Origin of the sequence: Consotaella aegiceratis, assembly GCF_036541425.1 — a bacterium.
Lineage (GTDB): Bacteria > Pseudomonadota > Alphaproteobacteria > Rhizobiales > Rhizobiaceae > Consotaella > Consotaella aegiceratis.
Map to the genome: position 1 here is coordinate 1 of NZ_JAZHFT010000059.1, position 21729 is coordinate 21729.

Annotated in this window: 17 protein-coding genes and 1 rRNA gene; 11 read left to right on the top strand and 7 right to left on the bottom strand. The window is 65.2% G+C overall.

Features of this window, described 5'->3' with window-relative positions:
- A 5S ribosomal RNA gene (gene rrf, locus SMD10_RS22945) occupies positions 1-107 on the top strand; the annotation flags it as partial.
- Positions 108-239: 132 nt separating this feature from the next.
- Here the strand turns inward: rrf and SMD10_RS22950 are convergent.
- The 3 genes from SMD10_RS22950 to SMD10_RS22960 form a co-directional block, all read right to left on the bottom strand.
- Entirely contained in the window at positions 240-641 is a 402-nt protein-coding gene (locus tag SMD10_RS22950) for a GFA family protein (RefSeq protein ID WP_331688089.1), read from the bottom strand.
- Positions 642-791: 150 nt separating this feature from the next.
- Positions 792-1643, bottom strand: coding sequence for an NAD(P)-dependent oxidoreductase (locus SMD10_RS22955; RefSeq protein ID WP_331688075.1), 852 nt, complete (start codon positions 1641-1643; stop codon positions 792-794).
- A 68-nt stretch (positions 1644-1711) separates the two neighbouring features.
- Positions 1712-2740: an aldo/keto reductase gene (locus tag SMD10_RS22960; protein ID WP_331688076.1), complete on the bottom strand. Its 1029-nt coding sequence runs from the start codon at positions 2738-2740 to the stop codon at positions 1712-1714.
- 129 nt (positions 2741-2869) lie between these two features.
- Here SMD10_RS22960 and SMD10_RS22965 point away from each other — a divergent pair, with 129 nt between their 5' ends.
- The gene (locus tag SMD10_RS22965; protein WP_331688077.1) at positions 2870-3748 is read left to right on the top strand and encodes a LysR family transcriptional regulator; all 879 of its coding nucleotides are present in this window, start codon (positions 2870-2872) and stop codon (positions 3746-3748) included.
- Positions 3749-4643: 895 nt separating this feature from the next.
- Here SMD10_RS22965 and SMD10_RS22970 read toward each other — a convergent pair.
- A complete protein-coding gene (locus SMD10_RS22970) occupies positions 4644-5504 on the bottom strand; it encodes a DeoR/GlpR family DNA-binding transcription regulator (RefSeq protein WP_331688078.1) in 861 nt (286 codons plus the stop codon).
- A 271-nt stretch (positions 5505-5775) separates the two neighbouring features.
- Here SMD10_RS22970 and SMD10_RS22975 point away from each other — a divergent pair, with 271 nt between their 5' ends.
- Entirely contained in the window at positions 5776-7206 is a 1431-nt protein-coding gene (locus SMD10_RS22975; RefSeq protein ID WP_331688079.1) for an L-fucose/L-arabinose isomerase family protein, read from the top strand.
- A 142-nt stretch (positions 7207-7348) separates the two neighbouring features.
- Positions 7349-8824, top strand: coding sequence for an FGGY family carbohydrate kinase (locus SMD10_RS22980; RefSeq protein ID WP_331688080.1), 1476 nt, complete (start codon positions 7349-7351; stop codon positions 8822-8824).
- An 83-nt stretch (positions 8825-8907) separates the two neighbouring features.
- Here the strand turns inward: SMD10_RS22980 and SMD10_RS22985 are convergent, their stop codons facing one another.
- Together SMD10_RS22985 and SMD10_RS22990 are read right to left on the bottom strand one after the other, a co-directional pair.
- Entirely contained in the window at positions 8908-9879 is a 972-nt protein-coding gene (locus tag SMD10_RS22985) for a transketolase family protein (protein WP_331688081.1), read from the bottom strand.
- The gene (locus SMD10_RS22990) at positions 9879-10709 is read right to left on the bottom strand and encodes a transketolase (protein ID WP_331688082.1); all 831 of its coding nucleotides are present in this window, start codon (positions 10707-10709) and stop codon (positions 9879-9881) included. The genes SMD10_RS22985 and SMD10_RS22990 overlap by 1 nt, the downstream gene beginning before the upstream one ends.
- A gap of 269 nt (positions 10710-10978) precedes the next feature.
- Here SMD10_RS22990 and SMD10_RS22995 point away from each other — a divergent pair, with 269 nt between their 5' ends.
- From SMD10_RS22995 to SMD10_RS23015, 5 genes are all read left to right on the top strand, one after another.
- Entirely contained in the window at positions 10979-11887 is a 909-nt protein-coding gene (locus tag SMD10_RS22995; protein ID WP_331688090.1) for a D-ribose ABC transporter substrate-binding protein, read from the top strand.
- Between the two features lie 137 nt (positions 11888-12024).
- Positions 12025-12759, top strand: a complete 735-nt coding sequence (locus tag SMD10_RS23000) for a DUF2291 family protein (RefSeq protein WP_331688083.1) — start codon at positions 12025-12027, stop codon at positions 12757-12759.
- Between the two features lie 58 nt (positions 12760-12817).
- Positions 12818-14389, top strand: a complete 1572-nt coding sequence (locus SMD10_RS23005) for a sugar ABC transporter ATP-binding protein (protein ID WP_331688091.1) — start codon at positions 12818-12820, stop codon at positions 14387-14389.
- A 17-nt stretch (positions 14390-14406) separates the two neighbouring features.
- Positions 14407-15447 carry an ABC transporter permease gene (locus tag SMD10_RS23010; RefSeq protein WP_432757305.1) on the top strand — a complete coding sequence of 347 codons (1041 nt, stop codon included), beginning with the start codon at positions 14407-14409 and terminating at the stop codon, positions 15445-15447.
- 240 nt (positions 15448-15687) lie between these two features.
- Positions 15688-16896 (top strand): NnrS family protein, encoded by a 1209-nt coding sequence (locus SMD10_RS23015; protein WP_331688085.1) that lies wholly within the window; start codon positions 15688-15690, stop codon positions 16894-16896.
- Positions 16897-17013: 117 nt separating this feature from the next.
- Here SMD10_RS23015 and moaA read toward each other — a convergent pair whose 3' ends face one another.
- Entirely contained in the window at positions 17014-18012 is a 999-nt protein-coding gene (moaA, locus tag SMD10_RS23020; protein ID WP_331688086.1) for a GTP 3',8-cyclase MoaA, read from the bottom strand.
- Positions 18013-18459: 447 nt separating this feature from the next.
- Here moaA and SMD10_RS23025 point away from each other — a divergent pair, with 447 nt between their 5' ends.
- Together SMD10_RS23025 and SMD10_RS23030 are read left to right on the top strand one after the other, a co-directional pair.
- On the top strand, positions 18460-21198 hold the full coding sequence (locus SMD10_RS23025) for an ATP-binding protein (protein WP_331688087.1): 2739 nt from the start codon (positions 18460-18462) through the stop codon (positions 21196-21198).
- Positions 21199-21549: 351 nt separating this feature from the next.
- A partial coding sequence (locus SMD10_RS23030) for a NapC/NirT family cytochrome c (RefSeq protein ID WP_331688088.1) occupies positions 21550-21729 on the top strand: 180 nt, incomplete at its 3' end.

Genomic DNA, 21729 nt, shown 5'->3' on the forward strand with positions numbered 1-21729 from the left:
TTACAGCGGGGCGGCCGCACCCGATCCCATTCCGAACTCGGCCGTGAAACGCCCCAGCGCCTATGATACTTCGTCTTAAGACGCGGGAAAGTCGGTCGCTGCCAGGTCTGCCAATTCCAAGCTTCTCCCTCTTCAAACCCTCCCCAAAGCCCTGCCCAATCCCATCGGCAGGGCTTTTTGTCGTCTAGACGCCGCCTCCGGACACTTCGCCGAGACCGAAAACAGCGTCCTCCCGCCCGTTACGCCTCGCCCCCCTCAAGCCGGCCCGAACCCTCCCGATCGAACTCATAGCGCCGAACACCCGCAAACCGCGGCAGCCAACGCTCCCGGCGCGAGCCCCAGAGCTCGTAGCTCGGCTCGAAACAATCCGTCTGATCCAGCGAACCCAGGTTCACCTCCACCTCGTCCGCCGTCCGCGAAAAAACCGACGATCCGCAAGATCCGCAAAAATACCGACCGCCGTACTCCCTAGGAGCCCCCGAAACCTGAACCGCGTCCTGAGGAAACACCGCAGAGGCGTGGAAAAGCGCCCCATGATGTTTGCGGCAGTCCAGACAGTGACAAATTCCAACCCGATACGGCCGCCCCGTCGCAACAAACCGTACATCCCCGCACAAACAACCGCCGCTGATCCGCTCCATGCCAGTCCCCTCCAATACAAATTCACTGAAGTCCAAAACCAGAGAGGATGCGGCGCAATCGACATGTTTGCGACCGGCTGATCGACGTTGCCACAGCGCCATCCGCGGGTGCCGTGCCGACATGTCGGGGGCGAGCATCCTGAATCTCGTTCACCGCGGCTCGACGGCGCGCTTCAGCACACCGATCTCGCTTTGAACGCCTTCCATGTCGGTCGCGAGGTGCTCGTAGGTGCCGGCCAGGCCTTCGAACAGCTTGGCCGCGTCGGGATCGTCGACCAGGAACTGCGCGATCTCGCGCATCTCGGCAACCCAGCGATAGGCCTTCGGAAACATGTCCGGCATCGACTTCTCGAAGCGCGCCATCAGGTCGGGCAGTCGTGCGCCCAGCTCGGCTCTGAGTGCCTCGGCTGCGCCATGGCGTTCGGCGGCCAGCAGCATCGCCGCGGCGAGGCCGATGATCCCCTTGTTGATGCCCCCGAAGCACATTTTGAGCGCCGCTGCGGCACCCACCGGCCCGTCCAGCACCGTGACGGCCAACCCGGGACCATCGAGGATCGCGACTTCCGCCGCACGCGGACCGGCGAGAAAGAGGCTCGTCCGTCTGCCGTCGTCGAGGGGCGGCGGGCCGATGATGGACCCGTCGACCATGGTGCAATCGGACGATTGCAGGCGCTCCGCCAAGTGCCGCTTGGACCCCGGGCTGAGCGCGTTGGCATCGACGTAGAGCGGCTTATCCGGGCGGGCGGCAATATGCGGCAGCAGCCGTTCGACCAGCGGCAGCGCATCTGCTGGAGGCACGACGGACAGGACGATATCGGCGGCCGCCAGATCGGCATCGCCGACCGGCTGCATGCCGGCGGCCCTTGCCCGGTCTCGCGTGCGGTTACTTCGCCCTTCCAAGGAGGTCAAGACGGTGAAGCCCGCGGCCGTCAGCCGTGACGCCACGGCGCTGCCCATCGCACCCGGCGATATCAGCGCGATCGTCAGGTTCTCGTTTGCCATCGCGGATCCTTCTCGAACAAGGGCGAATGACACTGGACCAGTGACACCGGACCGATGCCGCCTGGATCCTAGCGAACTTCGTCGGCGTCGTCTTCCATCCTTCGGTCGAACCCTTCGAGAACCGCGGCGATCCGGGTGACCACATCCTGTGGCAATGGTCCGAAGCTCAGAGCGCGAGCGTTTTCCCTGGCCTGGCGCTCGGTCTTGAAACCGGGAATTGGGATCGTGGCCGGCGACTGCGCCAGAAGCCAGCCGAGTGCTCCCTGGGCCAGATTGCGACCGCCGGTTCGCAGCAGGTCGCGCACCGCCGCCAGCTGCTCCAGGAAATGGGGCTCCGGCTGTCCGTTCTTGAAATAGCGCACCCAGGAATGGCCCGCGCCGCGCACGTCGTCCGGTCCGAGTCGAGCCGTCCGGTCGAACTTGCCGCTCAACAGGCCCATGGCGAGCGGCGAACGGTTGAGGCTCGCCAGGTCGCCTCTCTCCGCGAGCGCCAAAAGCTCGCCGTTGCCGACGAACAGGTTGAGATCTTGTTGCACCGCCGCGAAGTGCGGATAGACGAGCAGGCCTTCGACATGGGCGGCATCGTCGGTGCTCCACCCCCATGCGCGGATCGTTCCGGCCTCGGCCAGCCGTTCCAGCGCCTCGGCGAGGGGCGGTAGCGCATCCGCATCCAGTGTGCCGACATGGATCTGATAGAGGTCGATATAGTCCGTTCCGAGTCGCGCGAGCGAGCGCTGGACGGCCTTTTCGACATAAGCCGGCGAGACGTCGGTGCCACCGACGACACGGGTCGCTTCGTTGTAGAGATAGCCGAACTTGGTGGCGACGACGATCCTGTCGCGACGCCCGGCAATCGCTCGACCGACGACGCGTTCGCTATGCCCAGCGCCATAGACGTCGGCGGTGTCGATCAGTGTGACGCCGTAGTCGACCGCAGCCTGGATGGCACGCAGCGACTGCGCATCGTCGACATCGCCCCAGCCGTCCGGTCTGCCGTCGAGGGTGAAGGGGCCGCCGATGGCCCAGCCACCCAATCCGATGGCGCTCACGGCAATGCCGCTGCGTCCCAATCTCCGAGTGGATGCCGTCGTTGCCATGTCGTCCTCCGTGGCTTTACGGAATTGCAAAATAAAGCGATGTGACTCATCGATCTTTGGACGACGATTGCAGCAGAGGCCCGCCATGCGCTACAGATGAGGTTGAAACGGTTCTTGCAGTATTGAAAAATGAACCTCGACTGGGATGATCTTCGGCTGTTCCTGAGCGTTGCCCGGCTCGGCGGGTTGACCGCGGCCGCGCCGACGACGGGGCTCAGTGCGGCGACGCTCGGGCGAAGGCTCGCGAGCCTGGAGGAGCGGCTGGGCGAGCCGCTGTTCCATCGTGCCCAGACCGGCTACAGCCTGACCGCGGCGGGCGAGCAATTGCTGCCGCGCGCCGAGGAGGTGGAATTCGCCATGCGCGCCGTCCTGGCCTGGCGTGACGAAACGGCGGGCCAGCGGGTGGTGCGAATTTCCGCGGGGACCTGGACCTCCCATTGGCTGTCCCGGCACATCGCCCGGATCTGGACGCAAGCCGACCCGTTCCGGATCGAGTTCGTGACCGCTTACGAGAAGATCGACATCGGCCGTCACAATGCGGATATCGGGATGCGCAGCGACCGGCCGACCGAGGCCGCGCTGGCCGCCCGCCGCATGAGCGACGTCGCCTATTGCCTCTATGCCGCACGGCATGCGTCGGCTACGGCCGATCGATCGCCGATGGTCGCGGTGACGGGCGACGGCGCCAATCTCAGGCCTGCCCGCTGGCTCATGGCGCATTTCGGCGATCGGGTGGGAGTGCGCGGCAACGATGCCCGCGCCGTGCGCGATCTGGTCGCCGGAGGTGCCGGCACCGGCATTTTCCCCTGTTTCGTGGGCGACGCCGATCCGGATCTGGTGCGGGTCGGAACGCCGATTCCGGAGCTCCAGGCCGAGCAATGGCTGGTCAGCCATCGCGAGGGTCGGAGAGCACCTCCGGTCATGCTCGTCCGTGACCGGCTGGTTGCGTTGCTGCGTGCTCACCGGGCGCTTTTTTCGGGCGAACAGCCGCAGAACGGATCGGGCTGAGAGCTTGCGCCGGTGACGCACGGACCATCGTCATGCGGGGCGGCTGCGACGGCCGTTGCAGGAGAGCAGGATCCGTCCTGGCCCGCTGTGTTGGGGTGACGCGCCATGCTATGAGCCAAGCACCAAACGGGCGAGGCGGTTCGGCCATGGGCCGTCAGTTGATGTCCATTCGTGCATTCGACGGCCCAAGCCTCGGAACCCTCGGCCGGGCGCTGTGCTTCTTTGCGCTCGCTCTGGCCCTGTGGGGCATGAATTCGCTCCAGGCTCCTCCCGAGCATTCGCCGTCCTTGTCGGCTCTGGTTGTTTCTGGTCCGATTGTCGAGCGACGGTCGGGTGTGGCCGCCTCGGCACCAACCCCCCGCAGTTCGATCGGCCGTGCCGACGAGCCGGAAGCGGCGCACGGCAGGCCCTTGGGTGCCGCCGGCGGCCCCATGCCGGTTGCCAGGCTTTCGAAGCGACCGGCGGTCTACGCGGAGATTCTAGGGATTGTCTGCGCTGGCCTCGCCGCCTCGCGCTTGCCGATCAGGCCGATGTCCGCTCGCGGTCCGCCGGCTGTGGCCGGCGGGCGCCGTTCGGTCGGCGCTGTCTTCCTGCCATCGCGGCCGATCGACTGATCGTTTGCCGCGCACTTCAATTGCGCTGGCGCCACAGGCTCCCGCTCGCCGCGTGCGGACGGGCATATGCCGTGCACGGCGGGCCCATGCAATCAGTGTCGACCCATGAGTGAGAAAAAGCGTCCTGACGTCTATGTGCAGTCGGTATGGATGAGGGCTGGTGCTCAGGCATAGCAGCCGGTTGGCGTGACGGCACTCGCGACCGCCCACCCATCGGCTTGGCATCCCGCCGAACCACCCGGCCATGCGGGCACCGGCAATCCGGCCGATGCCGCGCCGGTCTAGCTGGCGATGATCAATTCGATGCCGCGCCGCTCGAAGGCCTTGGCGTCCTCGTCCGAAATATACTCGTCGGTGATGAAGGACTGGATGACCTCCAGGGTGCCGAGGCGGGTGAAGGACGGGCGGTTGATCTTGGTGGAGTCGGCGACGAGGTAGACGTGCGAGGCCGCCCGGATCATCGCCTGCTTGAGGTGAAGGTCGGCGAAGCTCGGATAGGTGAGGCCGGTGTCGACCGCGACGCCCGCCGTGGCCAGGAACAGCTTGGCCGCGAAGATGTCGCGGAAATAGTCGACCGACTTGTCACCGGACAGCGACAGCGTCGGCGCCTTGAACTGGCCGCCTGGCATATGGACGGTGAAGGACGGCAGCGCGCCGAGGGTGAGCGCGATGTTCAGGGCGTTGGTGATCACCGTGAGATCGCGGTGCTCGACGAGGTTCTGGGCGACCGCTGTCGTGGTCGATCCGGCGTCGAGGATGATCGTCTCGCCGTGATTGACCAGCGCGGCCGCCGTGCGGCCGATCGCCGCTTTGCGCTCCAAATTGTCGTGGTGATGCAGCGACATCGTCTGCACCTGCAGCGGCACCGTCTTGAGGTAGGCGCCGCCGTGCTCGCGCACGATATGGCCGTCGACCTCGAGGCGTTCCAGATCCTGGCGGATCGTCGCTTCCGACACCTCGAAGGCGGCGCTGAGGTCACGGACCCGGGCGCTGCCTTCCTCCTGCAGCCATTCGAGGATCTTCTGGCGGCGCGGTTCGGCTAGCAGGGAGCGGCGTTCGTCGGAGTTGCGCGCCCCGGCGGCGAGCTTCCGTCCCGTCGGCGCACCATTGTCGCTCCGGGGTGCAGGTCTGTCCGTATCCATTGCTCACCTTCACGGGGCGCGTCTGCCGTTTCCGCAAACCTGGCAAGGCTTGCCCGCCTTCGACTGTAATCGTTAGCCTTTCTTCTCCCTCGCCCGCAAGTCGCGACCGATGCGGCCATACCCTTTCGCTCGCTGCGGATCCAAGGCCCTTAGCCCCACAATACCGCAAATACTAAATTGACCAAACGGGCCTATTCGTGTTTATTCGAAAAAAATCGAAAATTCAGTTGAGGAGTTGACAGGCTCCTCGGCCGGAGAGGAGACGGCACCCATGCGGCACTTCCAGAAACCGATCACGTTTGGGCTGATCGTCGGCAGCCGCCAGTTTTTCAATGGCGAACCGGCCAAGGCAAGCCGTGCGGAGGTCATCGCCCAGCTGGATCGGCTGGGCGTCGGCTATCGGATTCTGCCGTTCGAGGCGACGGAGAACGGCGCCGTCCAGAGCCGCGAGGATGCGCGTCTTTATGCCGATTTCCTGCGGGAGCACCGCGACGAAATCGACGGGTTGGTGATCCTGCTGCCCAATTTCGGCGACGAGATCGCGATCGCGGAGACCGTCAATCTCGCCGATCTCAAAGTTCCGATCCTGCTGCAGGCGTCCAACGACGAGATCGACAAGGTCGACGTCCACTCGCGCCGCGACGCCTTTTGCGGCAAGATCTCGGTCACCAACAACTTCTACCAGTACGACATCCCTTTCACTGACACGTCGCTGCACACCTGCGATGTGGCCGGCGAGGAGTTTTACTGCGATCTCGATCGCTTCGCGCGTGTCTGCCGCACGGTACGCGGCTTGAGACACGCGCGCATCGGCGCGATCGGCGCGCGCACCGGCGCCTTCCAGACCATGCGCTATTCGGAAAAGCTGTTGCAGCGGGTCGGCATCACCGTGGTGACGGTCGACCTCTCCGAACTGATCGCCAGCGCGTCGGCGATGAGTGACGACGATCCCGCAGTCGAAGCCAAGCTGGCCGAAATCGTCGGCTACGGCTCGATTCCGGCGCATATCGAGCGCGGCCAGATCGCGCGTCAGGCCAAATGGACGATCGCCGTCGATCGCTGGATCGCGGAAAACGAATGTGACGCCAGCGCTATCCAGTGCTGGCGGTCGCTGCAGGACAATTTCGGCTGCGCGACCTGCGTCTCCATGTCGATGATGGGCGAGCGGCTGATGCCGAGTGCCTGCGAGGTGGACGTGATGGGCGCGATTTCGATGTATGCCCTGGCGCTCGCGTCGAGCGCGCCGCCGGCCATTCTCGACTGGAACAACAATTACGGCCGCGAGCCCGACAAGTGCGTCTGCACGCATTGCGGCAATTTCCCCAAGTCGTTCATCGGCCAGACGCCGGAGATCGGCGAGCTCGATGTGCTGGGAACCGTAATCGGGCGCGAAAAGTGCTTCGGCGCAGTCAAGGGCAAGGTGAAGGCCGGCCCGATGACCTATTTCCGGCTGTCGAGCGACGATGAGGCGGGGTCTCTGAAGGCCTATGTGGGGGAAGGCGACTTCACCGACGATCCGTTCGGCATGGACGGCGGTATCGCGGTCACGCAGGTGCCGCGCCTGCGCGATCTTTTGGGCTTCATCGTGCGCAACGGCTTCGAGCACCACTTGGCGATGGTCCGCGGCTCCCATGCCGAGGTCGTCGAGGAGGCGGTGTCCCGCTATCTCGACTGGCCGCTCTACCGGCACGGAGCCGCATGAGCCGTATGCGGTCGAGTGTCCGATCGCAGGGCAGTTCGGTGCTCCGGCCGACGAAGGCGGAGGCGTGTTTGAGGATGGCGGGTGGCGCGTCGAGGCGCCGCCGGGGTTGCCATCGGTGTTGCCTGGGAGGGCGCGATCGACGATGTCCGGCTTTGTCCTAGCCATCGACCAGGGAACCACAAACAGCAAGGCCCTGCTGATCGGGGGCGACGGCTCGATCGCCGCCTCCGGCTCGGCTCCCGTGACGATCCGCTACCCGCAGCCGGGTTGGGTCGAGGCGTCCGGTCTTGATCTCTGGAAATCCGTCGAGGCCGCCGTCTCCGAATGTCTGTCCCAGGCTTCGGGTGCCGCGATCGCCGCCATCGGCATCTCCAATCAGCGCGAGTCGATCCTGCTCTGGGATCGTCGCAGCGGCGAACCCGTCGGCCCCTGCGTCATCTGGCAATGCCGCCGCTCGACCGATCGTCTTGCCCAACTCCACAGTCCCGAGACCGAGACGCTGGTGCTTGGCCAGACCGGGTTGTCGCTCGATCCGCTGTTTCCCGCCGCCAAGCTCGGCTGGCTCCTGGATCACTTGCCCGAGGCCCGACCACTGGCGGACGCGGGACATCTCTGCGCCGGCACGATCGACAGTTGGCTTCTGTTCAACCTGACCGGCGGCCGATCCTTTGCCACCGATGCCTCGAACGCGTCGCGCACCCAACTCTTCGATATCGGCCGGCAGCGCTGGAGCGAGGAGCTCTGCGCCTTGTTTTCGGTTCCATCCGCGATCCTGCCGGACGTGCTCGATTCCGATGCCGTCTTCGGCGAGACGGCAGGCGGTGTCCTGCCGGCCGGGATTCCGATCCGCGCGATGATCGGCGACAGCCATGCCGCCCTGTTCGGCCACGGCGTCCGGGCGCCTGGCACGACCAAGGCGACCTATGGCACGGGCTCTTCGCTGATGACGCTGACCGACACGCCGGTGGTCTCGCGAAACGGCCTGTCGACCACGGTGGGCTGGCGGCGCGGCGGTGCCGTCAGCTACGCGCTGGAGGGCAACATTACCGTTTCCGGGCAGGCTGCCGCGTGGGCGGCGAAGACGCTCGGTCTGGCGGGCGCCGAAGCTCTCACCGATCTGGCGCTGACGGTCCCCGACAGTGGCGGCGTTCATTTCGTTCCCGCCCTGGCGGGGCTCGGTGCGCCGTATTGGGATCCGCAGGCACGGGGCCTCTTCGCCGGCCTGTCGCTGTCGAGCGAGCCGGAGCATCTCGCCCGTGCCAGCCTGGAGGCGATCGCCTTTCAGGTGCGCGACGTCTTCGCGGCCATAGAGCGCGATCTCGGCGCGGTGATGCAGCAACTGAGCGCGGACGGTGGCGCGAGCGGCAGTGCCTTCCTCATGCAGACCCAGGCCGATCTGCTGGGCCGACCGGTGGTGACCGGCTCCGTGAAGGAATTGAGCGCCATCGGTGCCGCGACGATGGCCGGTGTCGCCGCCGGCCTTTGGGACGACGACGAGGCCGCCCAGCTGTTCGCTGCCGAGCAGCGACGCTACGAGCCGCAACTCTCGGACGAGGCGCGCCGGGACAGCGTCGAGGGTTGGCTCGACGCGGTCGAGCGCGCCAGATCGAAGCACTGAAGTTATCACAATCCCAAATCAGAACGGCGGCTGCCGAGGCAGCCGCCGTTTCGCGTCTTGGGAGGATGCGAGTTTGCGAGAGATCAGTCGGCCGTCATCAACTCGCGGACAGCCTTGGCGATGCCGGAGGAGTCGATGCCGTGATAGGCCCGGATGGCGGCGCGCGGTCCGGCCTTGGCCCATTCGCCGTCGGCAAAGCCGAGACGCGACAGCGGCCTGGCGATCCGCCGGTCGGCCAGCGCCGTGCAGACGATTTCGCCGATGCCGCCGTGCAGCGAATGCTCCTCGACCGTGACGATGCGCTTGGCCTGGCGCAGGTACTCGGCGAAGATCTCGCCGTCCAGCGGCCGGATCGACGACACGTTGAGAATTCCGGCCGAAATGCCTTCCTCCGCCAGCGTCTTTTGCGCCTCGACCGCCTCTCGCACCACGGTTCCGTAGGACACGATCAGAACGTCCTCGCCTTCGGCCAAAAGGTCGGGAACACCCGGTTCGAAGCGGTAGGACGGGGAGTGCAGCAGCGGATAGGCGCCGCTGTCCATGCGGATATAGATCGGGCCGTCGGAGGCGAAGGCATAGCGAAAGATCTGCCTCGCCTCGACCGGATCGGCCGGCGCGAAGATGCGGACCCGGCCGAAGCCGCGCACGATCGAAACGTCGTCGATGGCATGGTGCGTGCTCGCCAGCGGGCCGTAGGCGACGCCGGCATTGAGCCCCATCATCTTGACGTTCGTATCGGAATAGCAGACGTCGTTCTTCACCTGCTCGTTGGCGCGATTGAGCAGGAAGGGCGCGGCATTGGCGGTGACCGCCACATAGCCGCTGAGCGCCAGGCCCGCCGCCGTTCCCACCAGGCTCTGTTCGGCGATGCCGACGTTGACGACCCGTTCGGGATGAAGCTTGCGGAATTTCGCGATCTTCGACGTGCTGCTGGAATCGCTGACCACGACGGCCAGGTTCACGCCGTCTGCGACGGCATCGATGAAGCTCTGGATCATGACCTCGCGCAGGTCGACGGGCTGATCGGCGACGGCGGTGGCGGTTTGGGCATCCATCAGTTCAGTTCCTCGAGCGCTTTGCTCAGTTCCTCCTCGGTGGGCACCCGATGGTGCCAGGCGGGCTGGTCGGCGATGAACGAGACGCCGTTGCCCTTGCGGGTGTGGGCCAGCACCATGTGCGGCCGTCCGCCGTCATGATCCAGCCCTTCCAGGCAGGCGACGATCTTGTCCATGTCGTTGCCGTCGTCGAGCTCATGCACGGCGAAGCCGAAGGCGCGCCATTTGTCGGCCAGGGGCTCGATTGCCAGGATGGTCTCGGTGCGGTCTTCGAGCTGCAGGTTGTTGCGGTCGACGATCACCACCAGATTGTCCAGCTTGTAGTGGGCCGCCGTCATCGCGGCCTCCCAGTTCGAGCCTTCCTGCAGCTCGCCATCGCCGAGAAGAACGAAGACGCGGTTGCCGTGCCCGGACCTTTTGGCGCCGAGCGCCAGTCCGACCGACACGGGCAGGCCATGGCCCAGGGCACCGGTGTTGAGCTCGATGAAGCGGTTTTTCTGGCGCACCGGATGGCCCGGCGTCAGGGAATCGAAGGCGAGGTATTGATCGAGCAACGAGTCTTCGATCAGCCCAGCTTCCGCGAGCATGCAATAAAAGCCGCCGACGCCATGACCTTTGCTCAGCACGAAGCGGTCGCGCAACGGGTCGTCGGGATAGCCCGCGTGAACGCCGAGGATACGAAAATAAAGAGCGGTCAAAATGTCCGTTTCAGACAGGTCTGCGCCGGTGTGCCCCTGTCCGGCTGCGGCGTTCATCCGAAGAATGCGCCGGCGGATGTTGCGCGCCCTTTCCTTCAAGGCGGGTCCATCGAGGCGTAGCGTCTCGGTCATCGCTGCTCCTGCCGCATGATTGCCTGGCCGCGATAGGATCATGCGGCTTGGCCCTTCCGTTTGTTATCGTATTTATGCCTATTCGGATCTGATGGCAAATTAAAACGATAAATTCGAAAAAAAACGATAGATGTTTCTTGCAAAATCGTTGGGGTCGATGCATGATCCTCGACGGTTGCGAAAGCGAGCGTGAATCTCGTGCCGCCGATCGTGGAAAACCGAAATGGGAGGAACCAGTGAAGCTAACTCATTTTATGGCTGCGGCGGGGATGGTCGCGGCGATCGCATTGAACGCCGGCACCGTCCAGGCGGCCGACGGCCTCATCGCCATCATCACGCCCTCGCACGACAATCCGTTCTTCAAGGCCGAAGCCGAAGGCGCCGAAGCCAAGGCGAAAGAATTGGGATACGAGACCATCGTCATGGTGCATGACGACGATGCCAACAAGCAGAACGAGCTGTTCGACGCGGCGATCGCCCGCGGGGCGAAGGCCATCATTCTCGACAACGCCGGCGCCGACGCGACGGTGTCTGCCGTGCAGAAGGCCAAGGACGCTGGAATTCCGTCGTTCCTGATCGACCGCGAGATCAACGCCACGGACGTCGCCGTCGCCCAGATCGTGTCGAACAACTATCAGGGCGCAACGCTTGGCGGCGAAGAATTCGTCAAGCTGATGGGCGAGGAGGGTCCCTTCGTGGAACTGCTCGGCAAGGAGTCCGACACCAATGCCGGCATCCGCTCGCAAGGCTACCACGATGTGATCGACCAGTATCCGGATCTGGAAATGGTCGCCCAGCAGTCGGCGAACTGGAGTCAGCCGGAAGCCTATCAGAAGATGGAAACCATCCTGCAGGCCCACCCGGACATCAAGGGTGTGATCTCCGGCAACGACACCATGGCGATGGGGGCATGGGCGGCGCTGAAGGCGGCCGGCAAGGAAGACGTGATCGTCGTCGGCTTCGACGGCAGCAACGACGTGCGCGACTCGATCATGGAGGGCGGCATCAAGGCGACGGTCCTGCAGCCGGCCTATCGCCAGGCCCAGCTCGCCGTGGAGCAGACCGACAAGTACCTCACTGACGGTTCCACCGGCCAGCCCGAGAAGCAGCTGATGGATTGCGTGCTGATCAACGCCGACAATGCGTCGCAGCTCGAAACCTTCGCTCTGAGCGAATGATCGGTCGGCCCAGGCGGTTTGCGCTTCGCGCCGCCTGGGCCGTCTTGTTCGCTGCCTCGTCCCACCGGTGATCGCCAGGCCGACGATCGTGGGACCGAGGCGGGGTGCGTATCCAGTAGACGGGATCGCCGTAGCCAATGCCCAACACACTGCTCTCATCCCGTGATGGCGGACCGGACGCCGTCGGGACCCCGATGCGCTCGGGGCGGCTCGTCCTTCGCTGCTGTCTCGCCGCAGCCCTCGTGCTGGGTGCGTCGGGCTGCAAGATCCTCAAGAACGAAGCCTCGGACGGACAGACGGCCGGCAATGCGAGCACCGGCGCGGGCTTCGTCGAGGAGGGGTTCAATGCCGAGACCTTCGTCGACAAGCTTTGGGACGATCAGCTCGTCCCGTTCTTTCAGAACGAGGCGGATCCCGCCGCCGATGTCGTCGCCGCCCTGCAAGGGGGCGTCGACGCGGCGGGCGCGAAGTTCGGTCACCGCGAGAAGGACGAGGGCAGCCCCTGGAATTTCGTGATCGTCGGCGAAGGCACGATCACGGCGGCGAATACGGAGTCTCGCGCCAGCACCGTCGATGTCGATCTGGCGCCGGGCGACGGCACGGCCGATCTGCAGCTCCAGATCGGGCCGGTCATCCGCGGCACGTCGGTGCGCGACGCCGCCGACTTCATCCGTTTCGGCTCGGTGACCAACCAGATCGAGTTCGCGCGCATTTCGCGCGCCATCAACGACCGCATCCGCGACACCATCCTGAAGGACGTCCCGCGCGACACGCTGGTCGGGCGTCATGTCGAGTTTCGCGGTGCCTTTACCGCGCCGGGCGCCGGCGAACTGCCGCTGGTCACTCCGCTGGCGCTCGGCTTGGAGGACTAGGAAGATGCCGGAAGAGGCCGTTTCGCGCTATCCGGCGTCCGATACACCGGTCGCTCCGATGACCGGTCGCTTCGGCGAGGTGGTTCTGCGCGCCGAGAATATCGTCAAGCTCTATCCCGGCACCACCGCGCTCAAGGACGTCACCTTCAACGTCTATCGCGGCAAGGTGAACGTGCTGGTCGGCGAGAACGGGGCGGGCAAGTCGACGCTGATGAAGATCATCGCCGGTGTCGAACGACCGACGCTGGGCCGCATCGTCATCGACGGCGAGCCGGTCGATCTGCACAGCACCCTCGATGCGTCCGCCAAGGGCATCGGCATCGTGTTCCAGGAATTGAACCTGTTTCCCAACATGGACGTCGCCGAGAACATCCACATCGCTCGGGAAATCACGCAGTACGGCCTGTCGATCGATCAACGCGAACAGCAGCGCGTGGCGCGCGACCTGATGCAGCGGCTCGAACAGGACATCGAGCCGACGACTCTCGTCGGCGACCTGCGCATCGGCCAGCAGCAGATCATCGAGATCGCCAAGTCGCTGGCTCGCGACGCCAAGATCCTGATCATGGACGAGCCGACCTCGGCGCTTTCGGCCGCCGAAGTCGAGGTGTTGTTTCGCACTATCGCGGAGCTGAAGGCCAAGGGCGTCTCGATCGTCTATATCTCGCATCGTTTGGAGGAGCTTCCGCGGATCGGCGACGTGATCACGGTGCTGCGCGATGGGGAGTTCATCGCCGAGGAAGAGATCGCGAAGATCGACACCTCGTGGATCATCGACAAGATGGTCGGCCGCAAGTCGCGTGTTCCGGCCGAGGCGGCTACGGTGGCGGACGGTCCGGTCGTCCTCCAGGCGGAAAACATCACGCTGCCGCGGGAGGGCGGGGGCTATCTGGTCGACCATGTCGACCTCGCGGTTCGCGCCGGCGAGATCGTCGGCATCTACGGGCTGATGGGGGCAGGGCGTTCCGAACTCTTCGACTGCTTGATGGGACGACTGGCCGTTTCGGAGGGTATCGTGTCGGTCGAGGGGGAGCCGGCGGGGAAGCCGCGCGTCGACGAACGCCTGAAGGCGGGCCTCGCCCTGGTGCCCGAGGACCGGCAGCGCGACGGGCTGGTGCAGATCATGTCGGTCGGCCACAACATGACGCTCGCCAGCCTCGGCAAGTACCTGAAATGGGGCTTTCATATCCAGAACAAGCCGGAACGCTCGGCGATCGCCGAGATGGTGCGGCGACTGACCGTCAAGGTCGCGGATACCGACCTGGAGATCACGTCTCTGTCGGGCGGCAACCAGCAGAAGGCCTTGATCGGGCGGGCTCTGTTGACCGATCCCAAGGTTCTGCTCCTGGACGAGCCGTCGCGCGGTATCGACGTCGGCGCCAAGGCCGAGGTGTTCCAGACCATGCGGCAGCTGGCCGAGGCCGGCCTGGCGATCGCCTTCATCACCTCCGACCTCGAAGAGATCATGGCCATACCGGACCGGATCGTCGTCATGTCGAACGGCCGCGTCACCGGGCAATTCCGGCGTGACGAGGCGACGCGCGAGGCTCTCGTCTCTGCGTCGGCGATCGGCCACGGCCCGGCAGGACAACGCGCAACCGAACCGGCGCAGGGAGACACGGTGCAATGACCGCGCATACGCAACGAATGACGCCAGCGGCCGGCAGCAACATCTCCATCAAGATGCTCCTGCTGCGCCTGCGCACCTTCATCGCGCTGTTCGCCGTCATCGTCTTCTTCTCGCTGACCGTTCCGAACTTCCTCAGCGAGGCCAATCTGATCATCATGTCGAAGCACGTCGCGCTGAACGCCTTCCTGGCGATCGGCATGACCTTCGTCATCATCACCGGCGGCATCGATCTTTCGGTCGGCTCGATCGTCGGGCTGGCGGGCATGGTCGCCGGCGCGCTCATCCTCTACGGCATCGACCTCGGCCCGATCGGCTATACGATCTGGTTCAACATTCCCGAGGTCATCCTGATCACGCTGGTACTCGGGGTCCTGATCGGCGCCGTCAACGGATGGCTGATCACCCGTCTCAACGTGGCGCCGTTCATTGCGACGCTGGGCATGCTCTACGTCGCGCGCGGCGCCGCGCTGCTGTCGTCGAACGGCGCGACCTTCCCCAATCTGATCGGCAAGCCGTCGCTCGGCAACACCGGCTTTCCGGTGATCGGCGCGGGCACGGTACTGGGCATCCCGTTGTCGATCTGGATCCTGGTGGTGGTCGGCCTGGGCGCCGCCTACCTCGCCGCCAAGACACCGCTTGGCCGGCAGATCTACGCCGTCGGCGGCAACGAGCGGGCGGCCGCGCTCTCCGGCGTCCGGGTGAACCGGGTGAAGATGTTCGTCTACATGTTCTCCGGCTTCTGCGCGGCGATCGTCGGCCTGATCATCTCGTCCCAGCTTGTCGCCTCGCATCCGGCGACCGGCGAGACGTTCGAGCTCAACGCCATTGCTGCGGCCGTGCTCGGCGGCACGTCCATGTCGGGCGGACGCGGCAAGATCGGCGGCACGATCGTCGGCGCCTTCGTCATCGGCGTGCTGTCCGACGGTCTGGTGATGATGGGCATCAGCGCCTTCTGGCAGATGGTGATCAAGGGTTTGGTGATCATCGCCGCCGTCGTCGTCGACCAGTTGCAGCGCGACCTGCAGCGCCGTGCCGCCCTTCAGCAGCAGCGCGCCTGAGCTGACCCCGGTTCGCGGGGGTGCTCGCGAGCCACATCGATCGGATAGGCCTTGTTGCGACCCGCAACAGACCGGAGGCGGGAGATCCGCCCCCCATTGCAATGTCGACAAGAGACCTGGCCAGGGGGTCTCCGTGCTCCGTGCTCCGTGCTCCGTGCTCCGTGCTCCGTGCTCCATGCTCCGGCCGCTCTTTGTGGCGGAACAACGTGCAGGGTTCCTTCACGCCTTATGACGACGGCCATGCGACCGTTGGACCACGATACCTCGCCTGCGCTTGCCGCGACCCGCGCCCGCACCGAGGCGGGTTGGCTGTTCGCGGCCTCGTTCCGACCGTTCTTCCTGGGCGCCTCGTTGCTGGCGGCAACGGCGGTGCCGGTCTGGGTTGCCGTGTTTCTCGGCGGTGTGGCGGAGGTGGCCGGACTGGCCGCGCCGGCGTGGCATGCCCACGAGATGGTCTTCGGCTTCCTGCCGGCCGCGATCGCCGGCTATCTTCTCTCGGCGACGCCCAATTGGTCGGGGCGCCTGCCGGCCTCCGGATCGTCGCTCGCCGGACTGTTCGGGTTATGGCTCGCCGGCCGGCTCGTGCCTCTGGTCGCACCCTTCGGGCTCGGAGCGGCGGCGGATGCCGCGTTCCCGGCCGCAATGACGCTGGTGCTGCTGCGCGAGGCTCGCATCAAGATGCAGGGCCAGACCCGGCACGGTCTTACGCTGTTCCCGCTGCTGGCGGTCGCCGCCGTCGGCCACCGCTGGTTTGCCGCCGACTATCGCGACTATGAATGGGCGGCCACGGCGGCACGCCTCGGCATTGCCACCGGTGCGCTGCTGATTGCCGCCGTCGGCGGCCGTCTGGTGCCGAGCTTCACCCGCAACGTACTCGCCCGAGCCGAAGCCGCAAGCGTGCCCGAGCCTTATGGCCGCTACGACATCGCTGTGCTCATCGTGTCCTCCCTTGGGCTCCTGTCGTGGGTGGCAGCGCCCCAGCATCCGGCGACGGCGATCTTGATGACGGCGGCGACGCTGGCGAACGCGATCCGCCTGTGGCGATGGCGCGGCTGGCTGCTGCGACAGGCGGACGTTCTGGCGCTCCATGCCGGCTATCTGTGGCTCGTCGTAGGGCTTGCGATGGCGGCGCTCGCGGCGGAGCCGCTTGCCTTGGTCCCGCCCGATGCCGGGCTGCACGCTTTGACGGCCGGCGCGATCGGCGCGATGACGGCTGCCGTGATGGCCCGCCTGACGGTGACGCGCGGCAGCGGGCGCCGTGCCGACGCCAAGCTTGCTCTGGCCGCCATCCTGCTGATCAACATCGGCGCTTTTTTGCGGGTGGGGGCGCCTCTGGCCCTCGATCACTATATGGCGCTGCTGATCGCCGGCACTATTGCTTGGTCCAGCGGGTTCGCGCTGCTCGCCCTGGCCCAGAGGCCGTTTGCATGGCGGAGCCTCTTGAGCTGATCCGGACGGTTTCGGTCGGCGTCTTCGTCGCGGCCGCTCCCCGTTCGATCTTGAAGTCTTGCTCGACATGCACCCGGCAGACACCGGGACGCCGCCGGGATAGAGCCGCAGATCCGGTTAGCCGCCGAGAGCGGACATGTGGCGCGCCAGCTGCAGCTGGCCGCTGCCGTTGGCGACGAAGTCGTGCCCCTTCGGTTTCGTCTCGATGGCCTGGTCGATCGCCGCGTGTACTGCCTGATCGCTCTCCGAGGCCCGCAGGATCGGCTTCAGGTCGACGCTGTCCTCCTGGCCGAGACAGGTGTGGAGAACGCCGGCGCAGCTCAGCCTCACCCGGTTGCAGCCGTCGCAGAAGCAGTTGGTCATCGGCGTGATGAACCCGAGGCGGCCGCCGGTTTCCTCCACCCGGACATAACGGGCCGGGCCGCCGGTGCGATCGGGGATCGAGGTCACGGTCCAGCGGCTTTTGATGTCCCGCATCAAGGCGTCGAGCGACAGATACTGACCGGCCCGATCGGTTTCGATGTCGCCCAAAGGCATCGTCTCGATAAACGTCAGATCCATCTGATGGCTATGCGCAAAGGCGATCATGTCGTGGACTTCGCCGGGCGTCGAATCCTTCAAAGCCACGGCATTGAGCTTGATGCGGAGGCCGGCCTGCTGAGCCACGAGAAGGCCTTCCATGACCTTGCTGAGCGTGCCGTAGCGGGTGATGCGGCGGTAGCGATCGGCATCCAGCGTGTCGAGCGAGACGTTGACCCGTCTGACCCCGATCGAGGCGAGCTTTTCGGCGTGATGGGCGAGCAGCGTTGCGTTGGTCGTCAGCGTCAACTCGTCCAGACGGCCGGTCTGCAGATGCCGGGAGAGCGCTTCCATAAGACCGATCACCCCCTTGCGCACCAGCGGTTCGCCTCCGGTCACGCGCACCTTGCGCACGCCGCGCTCGATGAAGATCGACGCGAGGCGGTCGAGCTCCTCCAAGGTCAGGAGCTCGTTGTGCGGCAGAAACTTCATCCGCTCGCACATGCAATAGACGCAGCGCAGGTCGCAACGGTCGGTCACGGAAAGGCGCAGATAGGTGATGTGGCGTCCAAATCGGTCGATCAGCTGACAGCTCATCGCGCCCCCTCCAACTCGTTACCTATGGCTGCGATGCAGGATCGTCCGGCTCGGACGGGACATCCAGGGAGGTCGAACCTCGCCAGGACATGTCATCCGAGGCTGGCCTTGCAACGGGCCTGATGGCTCGGGCTTTCTCGATGCTCGTCATTGGACCCGATGTCCGGCGACTTAAACGATCGCGCCGTTGTATCGTTTGATGCGGGTCAAGACGCGTTCCAAGCTCGCGCGACATAATCGTTCGCATTCGTGGCGCCCAAGCCGTGGGGCAGGTGCCCCGGGCATGCCGACGGGTTCCTTGGCCGCATATCGCGCGGACGTCTCATGAGACGTCGCTCGAAAGCGCCTCGGCCGACCCAAGGGCGCCTTTCACGCTTCGGCATGGCGCATCGCTCGCGGACTCCGGACTGCGGTCGGTCAGGAACAGGAGCCGTCGGCCTCTCCATCATGAAGAACCGTTCCGTCAGCAAGACCATTCTCATTTCCCACTGGCTTGCTGTCAGCTTCGGCGCCGCGATTACCGTGATCATCGTCAGCTTTGCGTGGAACAGCTACTATTCGGCCGATCGCGCCGCCCGCCTGGTCGAGGTCGATCGGCTTCTGTTCAATGCCGCCAGCGAAATCCGCCTGAGGATCGGCACGATCGGTGTCGCGTTGATGGACGAGGAGCATCCGCTCCAGTCGATCGAAGCCGATCTGGCATTCATCGCCGAGACCGACGCCAAGCTCGTCGCGGCCATGGGAGAGACGTTCGCCGACGATGGCCAGAATGCCAGGCAGTTGGAGGAGGCTGACGAAAAGGTCCGGGTTCTCAACTCGGTGATCCGTGAGCAGGAGGCGTTGCCGCCCTCCGATCGCAATCTCTTCGAGATCGAGTCTTGGCGGATGGCGATTTTCGAGGTCGCTGCGGCCATCGCGACGGCAAGCACCTACACCGGCCATGAATTGCGAAAAATCGACAGCCGCTTCGGCGACCTTCTTTCGGTTCGGCAACTCTCGTTTGCGGTGCGCAACCGCTATGCCCGTCAGTGCTCGGACTTCCGGCCCAACATCGTCAACGACATTCCGTTGAGCGCCGAGCAGAGGCTGCGATGGCGCGATGACATCGGCGCCTACAACGAGTTGTGGACGCAACTCATCGTGCTGTCGAACCAGCTTCCGCAGGCGACGCGCTTTCCGGCCTTTGTGAAGAACGGGCGCCGCCATACGGAAAACGCGCAGGCGCTCATCTCGCGTACGATCAACCAGTTGAACGAGGACGGCCACGTTTCTGTCGGCGTCACCGAATGGTTCGAGAATTGCGTGTCGGCCTATGACGGCATCCTCGACATCGGCCGGCATGCGCTGGATCTCGCGATCGCGACGGCCGGCGAACGGCGGCGAAACGCGCTTCTTGCGGGGAGCGCTTCGACGCTTTTCCTGTTGACCGCCTTGGGTTTCGGGCTCGCCTCACTCGGCTTCGTCCGACGTCGATTGACCCGGCCTGTCGACGCGATCGAAACCGCTCTCGAACGGTTTCGCGTCGGCGATCTGACGACGCCGCTCGCCGTCCCGTCGAACCACGACGAACTCGGCTCGATCGCCGCCGCCCTGGAGGACTTCCGCCGCAGCACGCTCGAGCACGAGCGGCTGCGCCAACGCGTCGACGAGATGCGGGACGAGTTGATCACCCAGGTCGAACGGGCGGGGCACGTCAAATCGCAGTTTCTGGCGACGATGAGCCATGAGATCCGGACGCCACTGCACGGCATCCTCAGCACGATCCAGCTCTTGGACGAGCCGGCGAGCGAGGAGCAGCGGCGCGTGGTGCAGGCACTTGAGCGCTCCGGTGCGATCCTGCGTGACATCATCAACGACATCCTCGACTTCACGCGCCTCGAAAGTGGCCGCGTCGCCGTCGAGAACACCACGTTTTCCCTGAAGGAGCGCATCCACATGGTGGAGGCGGCCACGTCCTCCACGCTCGACCAGAAAGGTCTCGATTTCGTCGTCTCCATCGATCCGGCACTTCCGGACATGGTGCGGGGTGATGCCGGCAAGCTCGGCCAGATTCTGCTGAACCTCATCGACAATGCCGCGAAGTTCACCCGGGCGGGACATGTCAGCCTTTCCGCCGAAAGGATCGAGGCGGAAGACGACCGTGTCCGCTTCGTCGTCGCCGACACCGGGATCGGCATCGCGCCGGAGGCGCTCGGACACATCTTCGAACCCTTTGCCCAAGCCGATGGCAGCGTGGCGCGGCGTTTCGGCGGGTCGGGACTCGGGCTGGCGGTCTGCCGGGGGCTCCTCAAGACGGTGGGCGGCAGCATTTCGGTCGAGACCGGGGTCGGCAGCGGAACGCGATTCGTCGTGGTGTTTCCCTTGCAGGCGGCAAAGGCGTGCGATGGCGCCCCGACAGAGGACGGGAGCGAGGACCTGCCCGAGCTCGACATCCTCGTCGCCGAGGACAATCCCATCAACGCGCTGATCGCTCGCACGCTCCTGGAGCGGGAGGGTCATCGCGTCACGATCGCCGAAGATGGGATCGCGGCGGTCGAAGCAGCCACCACGCGCGACTTCGACGTGATCCTCATGGATCTCGCCATGCCGCGTCTCGGCGGCGCCGCTGCCTGCCGTCAGATCAGAGCGGCCTCTCATCCGGTGCGCAGTGCCGTTCCCATCCTGGCGGTCTCCGCCGGCGGTAGAGACGCCGGAGATATCTCCGCCGGCTTCGACGGCTGGCTCGAAAAGCCGTTCCAGCGTGAGGACCTGATCGCCGCCCTGGCGGAGGCGATCGGCCTTCGGCCGCAGTGCCGGGAGCGCGAGGTTGGGACGCTCGGCGCGGTGGGCGAGCAAGCTCGGGATCTGGGGATCGAGGGCGCTCGCAAGTTGGTAGACCTTTATTTGTCCACTCAAAGGGTGCTGTTGCAGGACGTCAGGCTGGCGGCGGAACGGCACGATTTCGATGCCCTCGAAGCTCTCGGCCATCGGATGAAGGGCGGAGCGCGCCATGTCGGCGCCGACAGGATCGCCGAGTTTGCGGAAACCATCGAAAAGGCGGCGGCCAATCGTGACGAGCTGTGTCTCTTTGACGCGGTGAAGATGCTCATCGAGCGCAGCGAGGAGCTTTTGGCGGCTTGGCAGGCCGAAGCGGACCGGCAGCTTTCCTTGCTCGACGTGCGTGGGGGCAGCGTGGTGGGGAAATAGAGATAGGATCGTTCCTCGAGTCCACAGCAACGCACTGTCGAGAGGACTTGAGAGCGACCGGGGCGACGGCCGATTTCCAATCCGGATCGGTCGTGTCGACAACGACATCTTCGTTTGCGGCTGAGGATAGTTGATTTTTCCGAGTAGAAATTCCGATCGCCGGTGCGGGTCAAAAATGCATTTTTGCGCCCCGATCTGCCTCGAATCGAGGGCATGAAACATTTCATTCACATGGATACCGGGTCCATTCACATTCGTCCGCATCTGTCTTCATAAGCGGCTGATAGACCGCCTCTCGACATGAGCACAGCAGGTCCCCGGAACGGCCGGGGGGCCGATCGAGAGAGAAGAATGATCAAACGTGCCTGGAGGGCGTTCTGGCGCCCGAGCGTCAAGTGGGGCCTTGGCGTTCTGCTGATCGTCGGCGTTTTCGTCGGCGTGCTGGGCTGGGGCGGCGTCCACTACGCCATCGAAAAGACCAGCGGACTGGAGTTCTGCGTGTCGTGCCACTCGATGGCCGACAACGTCTAC